The sequence below is a fragment of the Rheinheimera soli genome, assembly GCF_031457405.1.
Taxonomy (GTDB): Bacteria; Pseudomonadota; Gammaproteobacteria; order Enterobacterales; family Alteromonadaceae; genus Pararheinheimera; species Pararheinheimera soli_A.
In genome coordinates, this window is sequence record NZ_JAVDWR010000002.1 from 146070 (window position 1) to 164068 (window position 17999).

A 17999-nucleotide genomic window follows, 5' to 3' on the forward strand; every position below is an offset into this window, starting at 1 on the left:
TTTAAAGAGCTTTAAGTCTACCGAATTAATACTAGGTTGACGATGAAAATCCAACTCAGTCTAGTTTGATTTGGAACTCAAAGATTGCGAAGTAGTTGCCAATAACTGACAACGCTCTCCTCCCACATTCTGATAGATGTTGATGATTTAGTCCTATTAGACGATATTCTCTCGTTTACCGCTGGGAATTAAAGCAAGTGTCATGCACACTATGTTTATCGTATGATGTGAACGAATGCCAGAGCCCGATTCGCCTTTACCGAGAGTCTTACAGGACAGTAGAAATAACCTATGAGTAACGCAAAAATCAACAAAGCTATGCTGACATGGGCGCGCAAGCTCAACGTGACTGAACAGAAAGTCAGTGAATGGGAAGCTGGAGAGCGGGAAATAACCTTCGTTCAGGCCATGGCCTTTGCAGATAAAGCCCATGTGCCTTTTGGTTTTCTGTTTCTGAGCCAACCGCCAGTTGAAAACCTGCCTATCCCGGATTTACGAACTGTTGATTCTGCAGAGCTAAAGCGTCCGAGTGCTGAGCTAATTGATTTACTCAAGAACATGCTGGAATGTCAGGACTGGTACCGTGACTATGCACGCAATCAGTTGTTGCAACCCATAGATGTTGTAGGTAGTTTTCGCCTTGAACAGGGCGTGGCTGCCGTAGTGGCGGATATGCGCACTAAGCTGAATATTCCGCCTCACCCAAAACGGGGTAACTGGACAGATTATTATCGTGATCTGGTACAGCGCATTGAAGCACTAGGCATTTTGGTCATGAGACAGTCCAGCCTTGGCCACCACAGCAGACCATTTAGTGTCGAAGAATTTCGTGGTTTTGCAATGTGCGATGAGTTTGCGCCCATTATCTTCGTTAATCATGCTGATGCACCTGGCGCCAGACTCTTTACCTTAATCCACGAGTTATGCCATATCTGGATAGGCCAAACCGGGATCTCTGATGGTGATGCGAACAATCATCGGGCAGAAGAACGCTTCTGTAATGCAGTGGCGGCAGAGTTATTAGGACCTACAGATGAATTCCAGGCGCTGTGGCACAGTGACTTTGATAACTGGCAGCAAAACCTGCCTGCTCTTGAAGCTCATTTCCATGTCAGTCCCTGGGCGTTGGCACGAAAAGCACTAACTCTTGGGCTGATCAGCCAAGGGGAATACGGAGCTTTTATTAAGGCGCAAATTGACGCTTTTAAAGAGCGTGAAGCGAGCGGCAGTGGTTCAGGCTACTTTAAAACCAAAAAAGCACAAATTAGCCAGTTGTTTTCTAAAGCTGTGGTCAGTGAAGCATTGAATGGCAAGTTGTTGTTGCGTGATGCGGGTTGGATGTTAGGAATGAAACCTGCCAGTATCACAAAGTTCGCACAGGAGCTTGGGTTGTAATTTATCTGCTGGACGCTAACACTTATATCGAAGCCAAAAACACGTACTACAGCATGGATTTTTGCCCTGCCTATTGGTCCTGGCTTGACCAACAGTTTGCGGCTGGCGTAGCTGGCAGTATTGATATGATTGGTCGTGAGCTGAAAGACGGCAATGACGAATTGGCAACATGGGTTAAGGCCAGGAATGGCCAGTTTATTGCCAACGATGATGATGCAACCCAAACTGCATTTGTTCAAATCATCGACTATGTGATGACTCAGAATTTCAACCCTGCAAACCGGGATAACTTTCTGGCCAAAGCGGACCCGTGGTTAATAGCCAAAGCTATGTCTACCGGGGCTGTTGTGGTAACCCACGAAAGCTTGGTCAGTGAAGCGACGAAGAAAGTAAAAGTTCCAAACATCTGCAAGCAGTTTGGGGTTAAATGTATTAATACGTTTGAGTTTTTGCGCCTTACAAAGGCGAGGTTTGGACTCATCTGAGTTTGTCAATCTAGGTCCTTTTTTCAGTTCAAGTAATGCCATGTGTATTGAGTCCGACCCCAGGCACCAAATTTTTTCCTGCAAATAATATCTGCCAGATGTGTTTATCTGTTTAAATTTATCTGATCCTGTTTGTTCATTACCGCTATCGCCGACTCAAGTTATACCTATTTTTGCCTTTTTCGGCGGGTAATGAGGCGTATGTCAGTTAAAAAGACCTCGGCCTGTCTTTTTACTGCAGCTTTTAGCTTCTCTGATTTGCAACTGCTAGCAGTAATCTGCAATTTTTCTTTTGCTATTCCCCACTTAGCTCGTCAGCGCACAGAGAGGCACTATAGGGTGCTGCTAGGGTCATTGCTGGAAATTTTCCGATAGGATGGATCACGCAATGGAATTTATTGATTATTACAGTGTGCTTGGCGTTGTGCCAACAACGGACGCCAAAGCTATTAAAACGGCCTATCGCAAACTTGGGCGAAAGTATCACCCTGATGTCAGTAAACTGCCAAATACCGCAGAGATGTTTAAACGTGTAGCTGAAGCCTATGCTGTCTTACACAGCACTGAGAAACGAGCCAAATATGATGCATATTGTGCGGCGCGCCGCCATGGTTTTATACGGTTAGTCCGGGCAAACACGAGCGGGCGTTAATGTTGACTGCGTTCATCCAATGTCGCTTGGTGTCTAAACTATATCGTATTCTGACTAAGCTGTGCTTGAGGTCTGTGGTTAAGGTACCAGCTCCAAGCTGGCACCTGTTGACTAGGCTGATCTGGCGTTATCGGACTTTTGTCGCCGGATAAGTATTCACCCCCTTAATCAGAGAAAAACCAATCAGCTGATTTTTAGCATCAGTTTCAAAACGGACTGTGGCATCTGAGACTGTCAGGAAGAAGCTTGAGTTCGCTTCGCGGTGCAGTTCGAGGCGATTGCTGCTGAGTAAATTGCTTTGCAGATACAGGCTGTTGCCTTCGGCGATGATAGAAGCGGGTTTATCTAACAGCAGGTACTCGCCTGCTAACTTTTGGTTTAGTGTGGCATCCGGCGCTATGGTTGATTTTTCTATCACCTTAAAATCGGGCCAATTGTATTCGGTGGCAATACTGGCAAATATCTCTTGAATTAACGCTGTGCCATTGTCGCTGTTGGTCAGTACTACCGCGCCCTGGCCGGTTTTGGTATATCCGAATAACAAGGTGCGGAAACCGTCATTGCCGCCACTGTGGCTAAAGCTGGTTCTGTCTGGCTGTTGTTCAACAAAAAAACCAAGGCCGGTTTCACCTAAGCCGCGGGTTAACATGGTTTTGGTCATTGGGCTGGAGAGTATTTTGTCTGAAGTACCAGCCTCCGACTTTTGCACTTCAATAATGATTTTTGCTAAATCCGAAGACGTGCTCCACAGGCCAGCAGCTGCCAGCTCAGGGTTTTGATGCCACAAGCCTGAAATGGTTGCACCGCTGCCGTTATGTCCTGCGGCCGCATTGTTACGCTCTTGCTTTGGCAGGCTTGGTGCGAAGCGACTGTGCTGCATATTTAAAGGGGTGAATACGATATCTTGTAATAGCTGCGGGAAATCCTGTTGGCTTGCTTCCATCATCATCAACTGGATGATGCTGTAACCACCACCAGAATAGCTCCACTTTGTGCCTGGTATGGCTTCAACCCGCACTGGCTCCGTATTGGCAGGGGTTTCCCCCTTTAGCACTGCCAACAGGCTGGGTACAGTTTGTGTCATCTCATAGCCATGAAAACCATGCACATTGACGCCACCACTGTGGTTCAGCAACTGCCGCAGGCTCACTTTGCGCTCTTTGGTGAATTCATTGTCGGGCAGCTTCCAGCTTTTCAGTTGGTTATTTACATCGCCATCCAGCTGAAGTTTTCCTTGTTCCACCAGATGTAATGCTGCCATGGCGCTGACGGCTTTGCTGATGGACGCGGTTTGAAATAAGGTGCTTGGCGTGGTGTGCTCAGTGTTTCCTGTAACATTAACCCCATAAGCGCGCGCCCACTCAATTTGGCCATTGTTCACCACCGCAATGCTTACCGCAGGCACCTGGTGATAGTGCATCCGATCTGCAAGCCGCATTTTTTGAGCTGATGCACCTTTAACAACCACTGAAGTGGAAAGCCCTTGTTCAACTCGGGAAATTTTCTCATTTAGCGCAGTTGAGTCTGAACTGGCTGCAAAGGCTGCAGCTGTATAGACACTGCATGCTGCAACTAACATCAGGGTTTTATGTAGTAACTGTGGTCCAGGCATGAAGTGGTCGTCCTTGAGTTAGCTGCCAGGAAGGTGGCTCTAACAAATTAATTTACCTCAGATTATTGAAAAGCAGCTGCAGTTGCAATGACGAAGCTGTTACCAATAGTTTCACAAACAGGTATACCCAAAGATGATCTGTCCACTTGCACTTAGTGACCTATGGCTTTAGTCTGTACCCGTATTTTTCTTTTTAGTCGCTTAAGTTGAAGTGAGCGAACAGTGATGTTGTAATTGCTAAGCATGGAGTGCTGATGGCCCGCAGAAAGAAAACCAGCTTGCTGGAAGACTTATTTAATATGACCGCTGCTTTGCCCTGGTGGGTAGGTGTCACTCTGGCTGCCGTTGTGTTCTGGTACCTCGATTCGCTTGCGGCGCAGCCTATTCCTGTTGCAACGAATGCAGAACAGTTACTGTCAGGCGTGAAGTATCAGGCTCTGCAGACCTTTGGCTTTTATGGCCGCTTTGTTTTTCCGTTCTTTTTACTTGCAGGCTCCGTTGCATCATTTTTTGCAAGGCGCAAAAGAGTCAAACTTTTAGCGAGCGCAAGAAACACGGAATCGTCCGATCCATTCAGTACCTTGTCCTGGCACGACTTTGAGTTGCTGGTAGGTCAGTACTTCAGGGAATTGGGCTATAGCGTGGCCGAAACCAGCTTTGGCGCAGATGGTGGCGTGGATTTACGGGTTAAAGACGGTGCTGAAACCTATCTGGTGCAGTGCAAATTATGGAAAGCCAGCAAGGTTCCTGTCACTGTGGTGCGTGAGCTGTACGGTGTCATGATGGCCGAAGGGGCATCCGGCGCCATAGTGGTCACCAGCGGTGAATTTACCCCAGATGCCAAACGTTTTGCAGAAGGCAAATCTATTGTGTTGGTGGATGGCCGCTTATTGGTCAACTCCATTCGCAATAAAGAACCCTGCTCTGAGCTGAAAGCTGATATCCGCTGTCCTTTATGCGGCAACGATATGCTGCTGCGAAAAGCCAGAAAAGGCCCGAATACCGGCAATTTCTTTTATGGCTGTAGTCGTTATCCTGGTTGTAAAGGAGTAAGAGATACCGCAGCAGAAACGCAGTTTAATGCACAAATCCGGGCTTAAAATGCAAACCCTGGGCGCATATCTTTTCTACCATCTATAGCACTGCCAAACGCTTTGTTGCGCATCCCTGATGTATGCTTTACTCTGCAAGCTAGATGAATGTTAAATGGTTAGCTCTCTGAGATTTATCTAAAACGGTTTTTCCTATAAAAACAACAGATTAAGGATAAATAAAGATGAATAAATTTTTAAAAGCCAGCATCGTAAGCTCTATTCTGATCTTGGGTATGAGTCAGGCAACGGCTGCTGTATTCAGCTCAGAGCAGGTCATGGCTAATCAACAGTTCAACTTCAACAAGCAACAGGTATTGTCTTACGTCGACAGTGCCGAAGTGCAGAATAAACTCATCGAGCTGGGCGTAAGTCCTGCTGATGCAAAGTTACGTATCGCCCACATGACTCATGAAGAGCTTAATGCGCTGAATAGTCAGATGAATGAAATGCCAGCAGGTGGTGTTGTGGGTGCTATCGTGACTGTATTAGTAGTGATAGCGCTGTTGGATTTATTGGGTGTAACAGACGTTTACCCTTTTATACGCCCAATCAATTCTTGAGTTTTATGTATTTAATGCGACAGGCCTGCCTTGTGGCGGGCTTGTTGATTTTACTGACCGGCTGTCAAATGCCGCCACAAACCAAGCTGCTACTGGCAGAGCCTCCTGCTATCGCTTCTCAGCATCTGATCCCGCACGTGCCATTTTATCCACAGCAAGAGTATTTTTGCGGCCCAACTACTTTATCTGAAGTTGCTGGTTTTTATGGGCTTGAAAAAGATCCTGCCACTATAGCGCCAACTACTTTTATTCCGGGTTTGCAAGGCACTCTGCAAATTGAAATGACCTCTGCAACACGGCAATTGGGTCTGCTCGCCTACGCGCAGCGCGGTAGCATGGCTCAGCTGTTAAGTCTGGTGGCTGAAAATATTCCGGTCATAGTGCTGCAAAACAACTCTCTGGCATGGCTGCCACAGTGGCATTACGCCGTGGTGATAGGGTACGACCTGCAAAGCAAAGAAGTGATTTTGCATACCGGTGTGACCGAATCACACCGCCTGAACTTTTCTACCTTTGAGCGCACCTGGGCACGGGGCAACTACTGGCTGTTAGCTATGTTACCTGCGGACAAAAGCAGTCCACAGCTTGAGCCCTTTATTTACACCAAAGCCAGTCAGGATTTACTTAATACTCAGCAAATGAACGGCGGCATAACTGCGCTTAAAACGGCGACAGCCCAATGGCCTGACTATTGGTTACCTTACTTTTTACTGGGTAATCATTATTTCTCATCCGAGCCTTTAGTTGCTGCCCAGTGGTTTGAAAAAGGACTGCCTTATGCGGAGCAGGAAATATCTTATCTGAACAATTATGCGGTGCTGCTGAGTGAACAAGGTTGCCATGCTAAAGCAACCACACTAATTGAAGCCGCATTGAACATCTCTCCGAATGACAGCAATCTGCTGGATAGCCAAAAACAAATCCGCGCGTCTGGCGCTTCGGGTTCAAATACTATCTCCCAATGCCAGCTGCAAACAGCCAGCTAGTTGCTGGCTGTTTGAACTCCTAAGCTTTATCAGCCTGGAATTCGTGCTATTACTTTAATCTCAAAGTCAAAGCCTGCTAACCAGGTGACTCCCACTGCTGTCCAGTTTGGATAAGGTGGGGCGCCAAAGATCTTTTGTTTCACTTTCATAATGGTGCCGAACTGATGTTCAGGATCGGTATGAAAGGTGGTGACATCGACTATATCGTCAAAGGTGCAACCTGCAGCAGCCAGAGTTGCTTTGAGATTCTCAAAAGCTAACTCCACCTGAAGTTCAAAATCAGCTTCAGGGCTGCCGTCAGCATGGCTGCCAACCTGGCCTGAGACAAACAGCAAATCGCCTGAACGAATAGCTGCGGAATAACCATGCTCTTCATAAAGTGCGTGTCTGTTGGCGGGGAAAACAGGTTCTCTTTTTGTCATGTTATAACTCTCTTTGCAAAAGGGAAGATTGGTTTGAGTGGTCCTGCATGTTGAATTGGTTTAACATACGAGGCGTATGTAGAATATCTGGCATACGCCTCGTATGTCAATTGAAATACGGCGCGTATGTGAAAGGAGTAAGGAATGAGTACCCGATTAACAAAGATGGCTGAAAACCGCGATAAGCTGATTGCAGCTGCACGGCGGGCCTTTGCTGAACATGGTTATGCTGCGGCTTCTATGGATACTTTAACGGCTGAGGCGGGTTTAACCCGGGGTGCGCTTTATCATAACTTTGGCGATAAACGTGGTTTGCTTGCTGCTGTTGTCGATCAGATAGACTCTGAAATGGCTGACTATGCGAAGTCTGTCGGCGCCAAAGCAGGGGATGCCTGGCAAGGTTTGTTGGCTGAAGGCGCTGCCTATATAGAAAAGGCATTGGACCCAGAAGTGCAGCGTATTGTATTGCTGGATGGCCCTTCTGTGCTGGGCGACCCGTCGCAATGGCCGAGCCAGAATAAATGCCTGCAATCGACCAGAAACACCATTGAGCAACTGATTAAAAATGGCACTGTAAAGCCGGTAGATCCTGAAGCTGCTGCTATGTTGCTAAATGGTGCAGCTTTAAATGCAGCGCTTTGGCTAGCGTCAAGCTCTGACCCTCAGGCCATGCTGCCCAAAACGCTGGAAGCATTTAATTTATTGGCTTCAGGTTTCCTGGTGAAGAACTGACAGAGGAGGAAACCCTCCTCTGAATGGATCGCAGTGCTGGCTGTTGACCAGTGTCAGCATACAAATACAGCGGAATTAAGCCGTTTTAAACTGCTTTACGTTTTGTTCTAAAGTTTTAGCCAGCTTCTCAAGCTGCTGACTTGCAATAGTGATTTTACTGGCCTGCTCCTCAGCCAGCACAGCTGAATGAGTAATTTGGCTAAAGTTGCGGTTGATTTCGGATGCCACCACAGATTGCTCTTCTGCCGCAGTTGCAATTTGAGTGTTCATGTCGCTTATTTTTGTCACCGACAAATTAATAGCATTTAGCGAATCGCCCGCACATTGGGCCTGTTCAACGCTGGTTTCTGCCTGAGCTTTACCTTCATTCATCACCGCTACTGCTTTTAAAGAGCTGCTCTGCATTTTTTCAATAACAGCCTGAATTTGACGGGTGGACTGCTGAGTCCGGCCTGCCAGATTCCGCACCTCATCTGCAACCACAGCAAAACCACGGCCTTGTTCGCCGGCTCGTGCTGCTTCAATAGCTGCGTTTAATGCCAGTAAATTGGTTTGCTCAGCTATGCCCTGTATCACTTCCAGTACAGAACCTATCTGACGACTATCTTCGGACAGATGATTGATCACCTCTGATGCTTCACTGACCTTATCCGCCAGCGCATTGATACTGGACTGGGTTTTACTGACTTCAGCCTGACCTGCTTTGAATTCATTGATGGCAGTTTGGGCCAGACCTGCTGCATCACTGGTATGGTTGGCTACTTCAGCCACAGTGGATGACATTTGATTGATCGCAGTCGCCCCTTGTTCGGTGGCAAGTTTTTGCTGGCTGATCAAATCCTCGTTGTATTGCGCTGTCAGCAACAAATCTTTGGAAGCAGAAAGTAGTTCGTTGGCTGCCCCTATCGAGTTTTTGGTAATGCCTGACATATGCTCTGTTAAATCTTTCACCGCACTTAATATACTCTCAGGGGTGTGGAACCTCACTTGAACTGTCAGATCGCCGGAGGCTATTTCCTTAATGACAAAAGCAGCATATTCAGGTTCACCGCCCACCATTCTTTTTAACCTGTTCACTGTACTGACAGCTACGACACAGCCAATCACTATGGCGATGGCGGTCACTAAAAGCATAATCCATTGAAAGCTGTTGGTTTGTTCACGAGCTGAAGCAACCTGATGTTGTATGGCGTCCTCCTGAAAGTCGATTAGATTATTAATACGTTTCAGCCACTCGCTGTAAGCAGGAGACACTGTGGTTAGTAAGTAGTCTGTGGCTTCTTGCTGGCGCCCGCTGTTAATCATATCCAGAATATTTTTGGTAACGCCTAAAGTTGAGCTTTCAATATCCTTGATTTGGCGTAATAAGTTTTCTTCCTCAGGGCTGTGTTTTACCTTGGCATACATGCTGTCCAAGGTAGCGGCTGATTGTTGGTAAAACTCATTTAAGCGGACTATGTCATTTTGGTGGCTCAGGGATGCGTTGACATCGTTTACTAAAACTGCGTCACGAATTGAAATGGCTCTGTCATGCACACTACCGCGAAAGTTAATGGCCTGACGTTGCTCTACAGCGGTTTGCTCGGACAACTGAGTTAAATTCTGGTCAGCTATGCTGATTTTGAAAAGACCAAAAAGTGTAACGCCAAGCATGATCAACAACAGCGCAGCGAAACCTGAATACAAGCGATTTATAACATTCATCTGTCACACCTTATTTATTATTACTGTTCTGGTTTATTGACAGTAGCGATCTATATACGAAGAACTGTGGCTTTAGTTCACAACATGCAGAATTTATCAATAATCTGTTTATGCCGGCGGCCCCTGTTTTAAATAATCAGCTTTAACTCATTGATTTTTAATAACTGTCATATTAATGTCAGCTGACAAAAGCAGGACTGTCATAGCAAGGTCGTCTGAGCTGTTGGGCTCTTATGTTGTACTGAGCCTGAACTTTATGAGCGGAGAACTCCTATGAATATTCAAGCTGATCGTGCGGTAAGTTTTTTTGATCTTGGCGAAGATTGTATACGTGTAGAGTCGTCTTTTTTGACCGGGCAGGAACAGGTTTTTGTCAATGATGAGCTGATCTCGAAAAAGCTAAGCTGGCGTTTTAAGTCAGTGCATGCCTTTGAACTGAAAGGACAGAACATTGAAATCAGGCTCCGTGTTAGCGGTATTTTATTGAGCTCTGTGGTGATTGAATTTTGGGTCAATGGCGAAATGAAAGACAGTGATCTGTGGGATCTGAAGCGTATTATGCAGCAGGGGAAACAGCTACGAGCTCAGCAGTCCTGGTGGAAGATGTTGTTGACCATCTTTGTGTTTGGTATGGCGGGTGCTGCTGTAGGTTATAGCCTGGCGTCACTGTTTAAAGGATGATGGTATGCAGCTTAACTTCGTTTTTATTCGTCAACTGCGAACAGAAAAAGGCTGGACCCAGCAGCACTTAGCAGACATTTGCGCTGTAAGCTTACGCACTATTCAGCGGGTAGAAGTACACGGCATCGCATCGCTGGAAACCAGTAAAGCTTTGGCTGCTGCCTTTGAGGTGAACAGAGAGTCACTGTTGGCAGAGCAAGAACTTACAGTGATTGATGCCAGCAAAAAACCTGTGCCACTTTGGTTGCTGGCTGTGACTTTTCTGGCTGGAGTGCTTTGTGGTGCATTTTTGCTGAGTTTGCTGCGTTAATCAGTGCTTATGGCTGCAAAAAGGCATAGTTGCTTTGGCTGCTATGCCTTTATTGTTGGTTTTTACTCAAAACGGACAAGGGCAGGTTACTTTCATGCGTTGTCCTGTAGCGGGATGCTCAAATTCCAGTTCAGAGGCATGTAGTAATAAACGTGGTGCCATGTCTTGCGTTTGCTCTGTACCGTACAAATCACAACCCAAAATAGGGTGGCCGATAAACTGGCTATGGATACGCAATTGATGAGTACGGCCTGTTTCCGGCGTAAACAACACCAGGCTGCGGTTTGGATGGGTCAGACGTTCCAGCACCTGATAATGGCTGATGGCGTGTTGGCCTTGTTCAAAACATAACTTCAATCGTGGAAACAAAGCTTTGTCTTTGCTGATCGGCGCTTCAATCACACCAGTGTCTTGTTCGATATGACCAGCCAGCATGCTTTGATAACGCTTTACCACAGTGCGGGACTGAAACTGCTGGCTTAAATGCGCGTTGCTGGTTTTATCAAGCGCCAGCAGCATAATGCCCGAAGTCCCCAAATCTAAGCGGTGGATCAGCGTGATCTGCGGGTATATGTTAGCTAAACGGTGATGCACAGAATCCAGATTCAGCGGGTTTTTGCCGGACAAACTTAACAAGCCGCTGGGTTTGTTAATCAGCAGAATATGTTCGTCCTGATACAACACTTCAATCTGCTGATGACAGACAGGGGCTACAAAGTGATCTATGACCGTCATCTTCAGTGCCAAAATTAAATAAGACGCAAAGTGTACTTGAAATCAAAGCTTGCTGCCTTGCTTTAACTTGGGGAAAATAGCCGTTTTCAGCCAGCAAGGGCCTTTGATGATGGATTTAGATGAAGCAGAAGATTGGGCCTGGTGTGACGCGCAGTTTGCCGCTATTGAAGCTTATGTCAAAACACAACATATTCCGCATGGTGTGATTTGCGATTGGCCCGAATGGTATGCCGCACCTTATGTAGGTTTATGGGCTGTAGAAGATCCAGCAGATCCAGGTTTTGTGGGCCATTGGATTCTGGCGGGTGACAGCACTGGCAAGCAACCACAGCCTGTGGCTTTTGATTTTATAGCTGCAGAAGAGTGCGCCGAACCTCGTGAAGCCTTAGCCGCTTTTGCTAAGAAATGGGCCGCTTTGGCCGCTGCTGCCGCCAAAGGCACAGCCTGGACTGGCAGCCCTGCGCTAAGTGGTGATTTATCCCAGCAAGCAGCTCAGTTAGCAAGACAAGCAGAGCTGTTAAAACTCTGGGCCAGTGATGAGGATATGTGGGAGCAGGATTAAGCATTAAGCTGTGGGCCGAATTGACAGGTTAAGACAACAGGCCCTACAGTTCTATACCCGCCGCTTTCAGTTGCTGCAGCAAAGGCTCCAGCATAGGCTGATACTTGTGCCAGCGTCCTACTGATTTTGTATTGACCGGCTCACGCACCTGAACTTTAGAGGCCGTAGATACAGGCGCCTGATTCAGTTCACTCTGTAAACATGCTGGTTGCCAATCCAGATCACAAAACTTAAGTAATTCAGCTATCTGTTGCTCTGGGTTTTGCACCAGTTGTTCATAACTTTGCAGTCGGAAATTCGGCAGATTTTGCTGTTGCCAGAACAAAGCCAGTTGGTGGAAAGCGGCATAAAAACGTGCGGTGTTTTTTAAATCAAAAGCATAACGGTAATAGGGGCTGCCAAGGGAAAACAGCGCTCTGTAGTTGCCAAGGCAAGTGTCCATCGGGTGACGCATCATGCAGATGATTTTGGCATTGGGCAGGGCACGGCGTATTAAATCGATATAAAAGAAGTTAAACGGCAGTTTGTCGATAAAACGTGGTTTGCTGCCTGTCACCACTCTGCTGCGCTTGAGATAACGTTCGCCTAAAGCGTTAAAATCCAGGACATAAGCGGCGTTTAAAGTCTCTACATCCACTACTTTAGCGCTGGTTGTTGCTGTCAGTTCTTTGACCGCTATACCAAAATCCTGTAATTCACCTGCGGATAATACGTCGCTGTGGCTGCTTAAAATACGTTCCACTAAGGTGGTGCCTGAACGGGGCATGCCAAGAATAAAAATCGGCTCTGAGCTTGGACAGCCTGAGGTACTGAGCACAGGGCTGGCCGAATGTTGTGTGGCTGCGGCAAACAAAGCTAAATCCTGCTCCACCTGATAGTTCAGAGTCTGAGATTTGTATTGTTTGGCCTGACCCAGCTCCGCCATGGCGGCCTGGTAGTTGTGTATCGCCTCATATTCTTTGGCCAAAGCATGGCCTATATGCAATAAAGCGTCGGGCGACTCCAGTCTGGTTTTGACCTTTTGTAATTCAGTGATCCGGGCCTCGGGGTCCGGGGTCATGGCCAAATCACTCATGGCGTAATGAGCCTGATAATAGTTGGGTTCGAGTTGTAAAGCCTGCTCAAAAGCTGCCCTGGCAGCAGGAAAGTCACCCATAAACTTCAATGACACGCCAAGGTTGTAAAAATAGCTGGCTTTGTTTTGTTGCACAGTGACAGCACGTTGAAAATAACTCAGGGCCAGTTGATGCAAACCTACCCGGCTTAACGCCACGCCTAAGGTATCCAAAGTTAAAGCCTGCTTAATCTGCTCTGCAGGTAAAGCTTCAGCTATGGCTTTGGCTTTTTCTAAGGCGCCTGTCAGGCTGTAGCCTTTGGCCAAATGGGCCAGATACTCATCTTTTGCATGCAGGCTGACGGCTTTTTCCATTAAAAGCACAGACTTCTGCACCTGGCCATATTCCAGATTAATCACGCCCAATAAAAAGTAGCTATCTGCATGATCTGGCTGATGTTCGAGTAACTGGGCTAAGCAGGCATGGGCCTCTTTAAAGCGGCGTTGCTGGATTAACTGCAGGGCGTGCTGGTGATGTTTAGCTAAGGCTGGAGCGAGTTGTTGAGTCATACTGGTCCGGAAAAATAAGGGCACTGTCAGTGCCCTTCAGAAAAAACAGTTTTACCTCAACTGAGCTTAAATCTCAAACTGATAGTTAAACTTCATGCCCACTGTCATTGGCGTCAGAATGAAATGACCGTAGTTGCGTTGCAGTGCCGGGTCGTTCACGTTCCTGTCCGGAAAGGTTGCCAGGCCGGTATCGCCTTTATCACGGCGTACTGAAGTGAAGGCATATTTATCAAACAGATTGTCGACATAGAAAGTCACTGACCAACGGTCGTCTGCCAGTTTGGCTGCTATGTTACTCAAAGCGTAGCCTGGTAAGGTTTCACCATCAGCTCTTAAACCCACTTTGGAAATCACATCACTTTGGTAGGTTAAACCGTAGGTCAGATCCAGCTGTTTTCCGTTCAAAACTTCAGTTTCGTAGTTCAGGCCCAAAGAGAACTGATTTTCAGGTGAGCCCGGCAGTCTGTCACCGTCTTTACCATCATAAAAGTTTTGTATGTCCGTACCCTGATCGTCCACAACCGCAAACAGGAAAGGCGCATCGCTGGTCAGCTCTGCTCTGGTGTAAGCATAAGTGGCATAGGTACTGATACCATTGGGTAAAATGGCCCGTGCTGAAATTTCCACCCCTTTAGCGTTGGCGGACGCCGCGTTGGTGATAATAGGCTGCTGGCCATTGACGGTCGCACCTGAAACCTGAGCATCTTCCCAATCGACATTAAATACAGCTGCATTAAAGTGCAGTTTGTTTTTAAACCAGGTGGTTTTAAAACCCAGCTCGTAGTTGGTGGTCATATCCGGAGTAAAAATACGTTCATCCGGCAGGGCACAGACAATCTGGCGATCTTCTGGCAGCGGCACCGGACATGGCGCTACGCCGTTCGAGCCGCCAATACGGAACCCTTCACTGACGGTAAAATAACCCATCACATCCGGAGTGAATTTATAGTTGGTATTAAATTTCAGCAGGTTACCGCTGTCTTCCGCGTTGGCGTCTTTAAAGTCCAGCGTAATAGCATCAGAGGGAGCGCCGTCGAACACTGAATTGTACAGAGGCAAGTCGATGGCGGATCTGGATTTCACATCGTAGTCATAAAAACGAGCACCTATAGTAAAAGCCAGTTGTTCTGTCATCTGATAACCCAGTTCACCAAAAATTGCTTTTTCAGTGACAGTGGTGTCGTCGACAGAAATATATTCCAAAGCGTCAGGACGTGGGTTACCGCCGGTTTCCCACTCGGTCAGTGCATATTGATCAAAACCGGGGGTGAATTCTCTGCTGTAGCCTTCAAAGTCGGACTGGTTATAAAATGCGCCAACAATCCAGTTCCAGTCGCTGTCACCTGTGGAGACTAAGCGCAGTTCCTGAGTGAAGACTTCTTTTTCCTGATCTTCGCGGGTAAAAGCGGAGAAGGCAGGAAACTCTTCATAACCATAATTCAGGCGGATTAATAAGTCGGTTTGATCACGTTGACCATGCTCTTCAGTTTTGGCTAAACCTGTGGCAGAAACCAGCTCAGCAAAACCTAAATCGGCAGTCACTTCCAGACTTAACAGCGAGTTATCAATGTCGTTTGGTTCTTCGTAACGGTAAGCTGATTCGTATTTGCCAATCAAAGGTTTTAACGGGTTTGCTTCACCTAAGGCGTCGTAGTGGGTAATACCACGGCCTTCAATTTTTTCGTTCTGGAAGTAGTAATTTAATGTGCTGTCTAACCAGTCGTTTGGCGTCCAGCGTAGAGCTATACGGCCAGTGGTGGTTTGTTCTCCGTTGGCATCGGCTTTACGGTAGGTGTTTGCTGCGACTTCAGCACTGTTACTCCAATCCGGATCGGTCAGTGATACCCCTGGTTCACGCACCATATAGTTGTAATCTATATAACCCGGATCGTTCAGATAGTTCAGTGAAGCACGTAAAGCTAAGGTGTCGTTAATCAGTGGAAAATTGACAATAAAGCCACCTTGTTTACCTAAGCTGTCACTTTCGTTTGTGGAGGATAAATCACCAAAAACGCTGGCGCTGGCTACGTCAGTTTCTGGTTTATTCAGAATGTAACGTATAGCACCACCCAAAGTACCAGCGCCATACAGAGTCCCCTGGGGGCCAATTAATACTTCAACCCGTTCTACATCAACCAGTTTCAGATCCACAGCTGCAGGCAGTTCACCAATATAAGTAGAGACTGTGCCACCGTCAGAACCCGGGCCTGAAGAGTTGGTATTTAAACCACGCACAATAATAGGGGACGCTTCACGGCCGCCCTGATCGGTAATGGTTAAACCCGGCACCCAGCGGGCGATATCTGCCAGCTCACTAATGTTTTGCTGGGCAATCACATCATTATCCAGAGCGGTAATATTCAGAGGTGCGTCCTGCACTGTTCCGCTACGGCGGGTTGCGGTGACATTAATCACCTCAATTTGTTGCTCTTCTACTGCCAATGCTTCAGCTTTTACAGCGAGGGTGGGTGCTGCTAAAACAGATGCAATGGTCAGCGATAACAGGCTGGGCTTAAACTGCATGGAAATTACCTCTATTGGTCGTATTTTTTTGGCGTTTCATCCGATAGAAACACATAAAAAATCAGAAAACAATAGGCCTTTAAACCGCATGCTGAATTTATATTCAACAATTAACAAATTAAATTCATTTGTCTGTTTTTGCTTAACTTTTGCTGTAGCTCTTTATTCTTATGGTGTTGCTGAGATTTGGCTGAATGGGCTATAAAATTTGAACTGCATTAAAATCATATTTATGCAAAATCTGTATGGATGATTTATTTTTATCCGATAAGTGAAGTATTTTTGTTCATCAACAGAACCTGTCTTTTTGTTGTTTTTATCGCTACAACACAGCGTGCTGAGTGATTTATAAACTTTGAATTTGCTGCAAATGCTGACGAAGATGCATCACATGAGCGGCCTGATAATCCTGCTGATTAAGCACATTCTGTTCATCTGCTTTCCTGGATCTGGCGCTGCTGTACTTGCTGATTTTATCCGGATCTCCTACCTTGTGCACAGTTTGATTGGTTCAGGTTAATTTATGTCCGACCATTTTGCGATACCGCTTCGACAGCACAGCCACTGGTTTGCGGCTTTGTCAGCCAGCCAACAGCAGCAGTTGTTAGCTCAGGCCAGACTGGTGCAACTTGAGGCTGACCAGCGTTTATTTAGTCGCGGTGATGAGTTTGACGGCATTTATGTGCTGTTATCCGGCGCTTTGCTGATTGCTGGCGTACATCAATCAGGCCGCGAAGCATTGCTGACCATAGTGGAAGCCGGTGACTGGATAGGTGAAATTGCCTTGTTTGATCGTAAAGCCCGCACCCATGATGCTACCGCCAGCGTACCTTGTCAGGTGTTGCAGCTGAATAGTGCCGCTTTGCAGCAGTTGGTGCTGCAGGATCCGCTTTGGTGGCAACGCTTTGGTCAGTTACTGACTGAAAAAGTGCGGCTGGTGTTTCAGGCGCTGGAAGATATAAGTTTGTTACCTGCTTCAGTCCGGCTGGCCCGACGTTTATTGATGTTGTGCCGTTTGCATCAGCAGGACGAAAGGTACCTGATCCCGGTTCAGCAGGAGCAACTGGGCCAATTATTGTCGTTATCACGCCAGACTATTAATCAGCTATTGCAACAGCTGGTGGCGACTGGAGTGATCCGTACCAGTTATGCTCAAATTGAAGTATTAGATTTGAAGCTATTAAAACAAGCGGCGGAGCTCCCGAATCATTAACTATGCTCAAATTGAAGTATTAGATTTGAAGCTATTAAAACAAGCGGCGGAGCTCCCGAATCATTAACTATGCTCAAGTTGAAATACTGGATTTGACGTTGTTAAAACAAGCCGCAGAGATGCCATCGAATTAAAGTGGCCTGATTGTCGGTTATCTGACAGAGCTTAGTTAAGGTTCTCCTTTAGAGTGTCTTTTTGCTAAGGAGAACCGGATGAAAACATTGTCTGAGCATTTAATTCAGTACGCCCATTACCACAGAGATCAACGTAATATTTACACCCACTTTGCCGGTATACCGCTGATTGTGATCGCCTTATTTAGCTTATTGTCTTTTGAGTTGTTTGCCGGCATTACCGCCACTCATCTGTTACTTGTTGGCTCTTTGTTATTTTATTTTCGCTTAAGTCTCAGTATGGGGCTGGTGATGCTGGGCTTTAGTGCGGGCTGTTATCTGATAGCGTTGCAACTGGTGGCAATGGACAGCACAACGGCCTGGCTGGGTGCTTCTGTGGCTGTGTTTGTCTTTGGCTGGGTGCTGCAATTTATCGGGCATTATTTCGAGGGCAAAAAACCGGCTTTTGTCGATGATATGGTGGGTTTATTGATAGGGCCTTTATTTGTGATGGCGGAAGTGCTGTTTTTGCTTGGGTTTGCCAAATCACTGCAGCAGCAAATTGATCAAAAAGCAGGGCCTGTGCATTAAATCCG

General features: G+C 46.7%; 19 protein-coding genes. 12 read left to right on the forward strand and 7 right to left on the reverse strand.

Going from position 1 to position 17999, the window contains the following annotated elements; translation table 11 throughout:
* Positions 1-291: 291 nt before the first annotated feature.
* From J2W69_RS05400 to J2W69_RS05410, 3 genes are all read left to right on the forward strand, one after another.
* On the forward strand, positions 292-1395 hold the full coding sequence (locus J2W69_RS05400) for an XRE family transcriptional regulator (protein ID WP_310275349.1): 1104 nt from the start codon (positions 292-294) through the stop codon (positions 1393-1395).
* The gene (locus J2W69_RS05405) at positions 1335-1880 is read left to right on the forward strand and encodes a DUF4411 family protein (protein WP_310275351.1); all 546 of its coding nucleotides are present in this window, start codon (positions 1335-1337) and stop codon (positions 1878-1880) included. Before J2W69_RS05400 ends, J2W69_RS05405 begins: the two co-directional genes overlap by 61 nt.
* 388 nt (positions 1881-2268) lie before the next feature.
* Positions 2269-2532: a DnaJ domain-containing protein gene (locus J2W69_RS05410; protein WP_310275353.1), complete on the forward strand. Its 264-nt coding sequence runs from the start codon at positions 2269-2271 to the stop codon at positions 2530-2532.
* A 127-nt stretch (positions 2533-2659) separates the two neighbouring features.
* Here the strand turns inward: J2W69_RS05410 and J2W69_RS05415 are convergent, their stop codons facing one another.
* Positions 2660-4144: a serine hydrolase domain-containing protein gene (locus J2W69_RS05415; RefSeq protein WP_310275355.1), complete on the reverse strand. Its 1485-nt coding sequence runs from the start codon at positions 4142-4144 to the stop codon at positions 2660-2662.
* A 254-nt stretch (positions 4145-4398) separates the two neighbouring features.
* Between J2W69_RS05415 and J2W69_RS05420 the strand changes: the two genes are divergently transcribed.
* From J2W69_RS05420 to J2W69_RS05430, 3 genes are all read left to right on the forward strand, one after another.
* On the forward strand, positions 4399-5244 hold the full coding sequence (locus J2W69_RS05420; protein WP_310275358.1) for a restriction endonuclease: 846 nt from the start codon (positions 4399-4401) through the stop codon (positions 5242-5244).
* 176 nt (positions 5245-5420) lie between these two features.
* The gene (locus tag J2W69_RS05425; RefSeq protein ID WP_310275360.1) at positions 5421-5798 is read left to right on the forward strand and encodes a PA2779 family protein; all 378 of its coding nucleotides are present in this window, start codon (positions 5421-5423) and stop codon (positions 5796-5798) included.
* Positions 5799-5803: 5 nt separating this feature from the next.
* Positions 5804-6784, forward strand: a complete 981-nt coding sequence (locus tag J2W69_RS05430) for a PA2778 family cysteine peptidase (protein WP_310275362.1) — start codon at positions 5804-5806, stop codon at positions 6782-6784.
* Positions 6785-6813: 29 nt separating this feature from the next.
* On the opposite strand, the gene J2W69_RS05435 is transcribed toward J2W69_RS05430, so the two are convergent.
* Complete coding sequence (locus J2W69_RS05435; protein WP_310275365.1) at positions 6814-7206, reverse strand: RidA family protein; 393 nt, start codon at positions 7204-7206, stop codon at positions 6814-6816.
* A gap of 144 nt (positions 7207-7350) precedes the next feature.
* On the opposite strand from J2W69_RS05435, the gene J2W69_RS05440 reads away from it, so the two are divergent.
* Positions 7351-7938 carry a TetR/AcrR family transcriptional regulator gene (locus J2W69_RS05440; protein ID WP_310275367.1) on the forward strand — a complete coding sequence of 196 codons (588 nt, stop codon included), beginning with the start codon at positions 7351-7353 and terminating at the stop codon, positions 7936-7938.
* 75 nt (positions 7939-8013) lie between these two features.
* On the opposite strand, the gene J2W69_RS05445 is transcribed toward J2W69_RS05440, so the two are convergent.
* The gene (locus J2W69_RS05445) at positions 8014-9642 is read right to left on the reverse strand and encodes a methyl-accepting chemotaxis protein (RefSeq protein ID WP_310275369.1); all 1629 of its coding nucleotides are present in this window, start codon (positions 9640-9642) and stop codon (positions 8014-8016) included.
* Positions 9643-9915: 273 nt separating this feature from the next.
* Here J2W69_RS05445 and J2W69_RS05450 point away from each other — a divergent pair, with 273 nt between their 5' ends.
* Both J2W69_RS05450 and J2W69_RS05455 read left to right on the forward strand, forming a co-directional pair.
* Positions 9916-10323, forward strand: coding sequence for a hypothetical protein (locus tag J2W69_RS05450; RefSeq protein WP_310275371.1), 408 nt, complete (start codon positions 9916-9918; stop codon positions 10321-10323).
* A 4-nt stretch (positions 10324-10327) separates the two neighbouring features.
* A complete protein-coding gene (locus J2W69_RS05455; RefSeq protein WP_310275375.1) occupies positions 10328-10633 on the forward strand; it encodes a helix-turn-helix domain-containing protein in 306 nt (101 codons plus the stop codon).
* Between the two features lie 66 nt (positions 10634-10699).
* On the opposite strand, the gene J2W69_RS05460 is transcribed toward J2W69_RS05455, so the two are convergent.
* On the reverse strand, positions 10700-11368 hold the full coding sequence (locus J2W69_RS05460; protein ID WP_310275377.1) for an RluA family pseudouridine synthase: 669 nt from the start codon (positions 11366-11368) through the stop codon (positions 10700-10702).
* Between the two features lie 106 nt (positions 11369-11474).
* Here J2W69_RS05460 and J2W69_RS05465 point away from each other — a divergent pair, with 106 nt between their 5' ends.
* Positions 11475-11930, forward strand: coding sequence for a DUF4826 family protein (locus J2W69_RS05465; protein WP_310275380.1), 456 nt, complete (start codon positions 11475-11477; stop codon positions 11928-11930).
* Positions 11931-11973: 43 nt separating this feature from the next.
* Here J2W69_RS05465 and J2W69_RS05470 read toward each other — a convergent pair whose 3' ends face one another.
* From J2W69_RS05470 to J2W69_RS05480, 3 genes are all read right to left on the reverse strand, one after another.
* Positions 11974-13554: a tetratricopeptide repeat-containing sulfotransferase family protein gene (locus tag J2W69_RS05470; RefSeq protein ID WP_310275382.1), complete on the reverse strand. Its 1581-nt coding sequence runs from the start codon at positions 13552-13554 to the stop codon at positions 11974-11976.
* A 66-nt stretch (positions 13555-13620) separates the two neighbouring features.
* Positions 13621-16077 carry a TonB-dependent receptor gene (locus J2W69_RS05475; protein WP_310275384.1) on the reverse strand — a complete coding sequence of 819 codons (2457 nt, stop codon included), beginning with the start codon at positions 16075-16077 and terminating at the stop codon, positions 13621-13623.
* Positions 16078-16423: 346 nt separating this feature from the next.
* On the reverse strand, positions 16424-16576 hold the full coding sequence (locus J2W69_RS05480; RefSeq protein WP_310275386.1) for a hypothetical protein: 153 nt from the start codon (positions 16574-16576) through the stop codon (positions 16424-16426).
* Positions 16577-16600: 24 nt separating this feature from the next.
* On the opposite strand from J2W69_RS05480, the gene J2W69_RS05485 reads away from it, so the two are divergent.
* Positions 16601-17290, forward strand: coding sequence for a Crp/Fnr family transcriptional regulator (locus J2W69_RS05485; protein WP_310275388.1), 690 nt, complete (start codon positions 16601-16603; stop codon positions 17288-17290).
* A 212-nt stretch (positions 17291-17502) separates the two neighbouring features.
* Entirely contained in the window at positions 17503-17994 is a 492-nt protein-coding gene (locus J2W69_RS05490) for an Mpo1 family 2-hydroxy fatty acid dioxygenase (RefSeq protein ID WP_310275390.1), read from the forward strand.
* Positions 17995-17999 lie beyond the last annotated feature (5 nt).

Coding starts and splice junctions, on each gene's coding strand:
- J2W69_RS05400 (WP_310275349.1), top strand. CDS start 292: ATGAGTAACGCAAAAATCAACAAAGCTATGCTGACATGGGCGCGCAAG.
- J2W69_RS05410 (WP_310275353.1), top strand. CDS start 2,269: ATGGAATTTATTGATTATTACAGTGTGCTTGGCGTTGTGCCAACAACG.
- J2W69_RS05415 (WP_310275355.1), bottom strand. CDS start 4,144: ATGCCTGGACCACAGTTACTACATAAAACCCTGATGTTAGTTGCAGCA.
- J2W69_RS05420 (WP_310275358.1), top strand. CDS start 4,399: ATGGCCCGCAGAAAGAAAACCAGCTTGCTGGAAGACTTATTTAATATG.
- J2W69_RS05425 (WP_310275360.1), top strand. CDS start 5,421: ATGAATAAATTTTTAAAAGCCAGCATCGTAAGCTCTATTCTGATCTTG.
- J2W69_RS05430 (WP_310275362.1), top strand. CDS start 5,804: ATGTATTTAATGCGACAGGCCTGCCTTGTGGCGGGCTTGTTGATTTTA.
- J2W69_RS05435 (WP_310275365.1), bottom strand. CDS start 7,206: ATGACAAAAAGAGAACCTGTTTTCCCCGCCAACAGACACGCACTTTAT.
- J2W69_RS05440 (WP_310275367.1), top strand. CDS start 7,351: ATGAGTACCCGATTAACAAAGATGGCTGAAAACCGCGATAAGCTGATT.
- J2W69_RS05445 (WP_310275369.1), bottom strand. CDS start 9,642: ATGAATGTTATAAATCGCTTGTATTCAGGTTTCGCTGCGCTGTTGTTG.
- J2W69_RS05450 (WP_310275371.1), top strand. CDS start 9,916: ATGAATATTCAAGCTGATCGTGCGGTAAGTTTTTTTGATCTTGGCGAA.
- J2W69_RS05455 (WP_310275375.1), top strand. CDS start 10,328: ATGCAGCTTAACTTCGTTTTTATTCGTCAACTGCGAACAGAAAAAGGC.
- J2W69_RS05460 (WP_310275377.1), bottom strand. CDS start 11,368: ATGACGGTCATAGATCACTTTGTAGCCCCTGTCTGTCATCAGCAGATT.
- J2W69_RS05465 (WP_310275380.1), top strand. CDS start 11,475: ATGATGGATTTAGATGAAGCAGAAGATTGGGCCTGGTGTGACGCGCAG.
- J2W69_RS05470 (WP_310275382.1), bottom strand. CDS start 13,554: ATGACTCAACAACTCGCTCCAGCCTTAGCTAAACATCACCAGCACGCC.
- J2W69_RS05475 (WP_310275384.1), bottom strand. CDS start 16,077: ATGCAGTTTAAGCCCAGCCTGTTATCGCTGACCATTGCATCTGTTTTA.
- J2W69_RS05485 (WP_310275388.1), top strand. CDS start 16,601: ATGTCCGACCATTTTGCGATACCGCTTCGACAGCACAGCCACTGGTTT.
- J2W69_RS05490 (WP_310275390.1), top strand. CDS start 17,503: ATGAAAACATTGTCTGAGCATTTAATTCAGTACGCCCATTACCACAGA.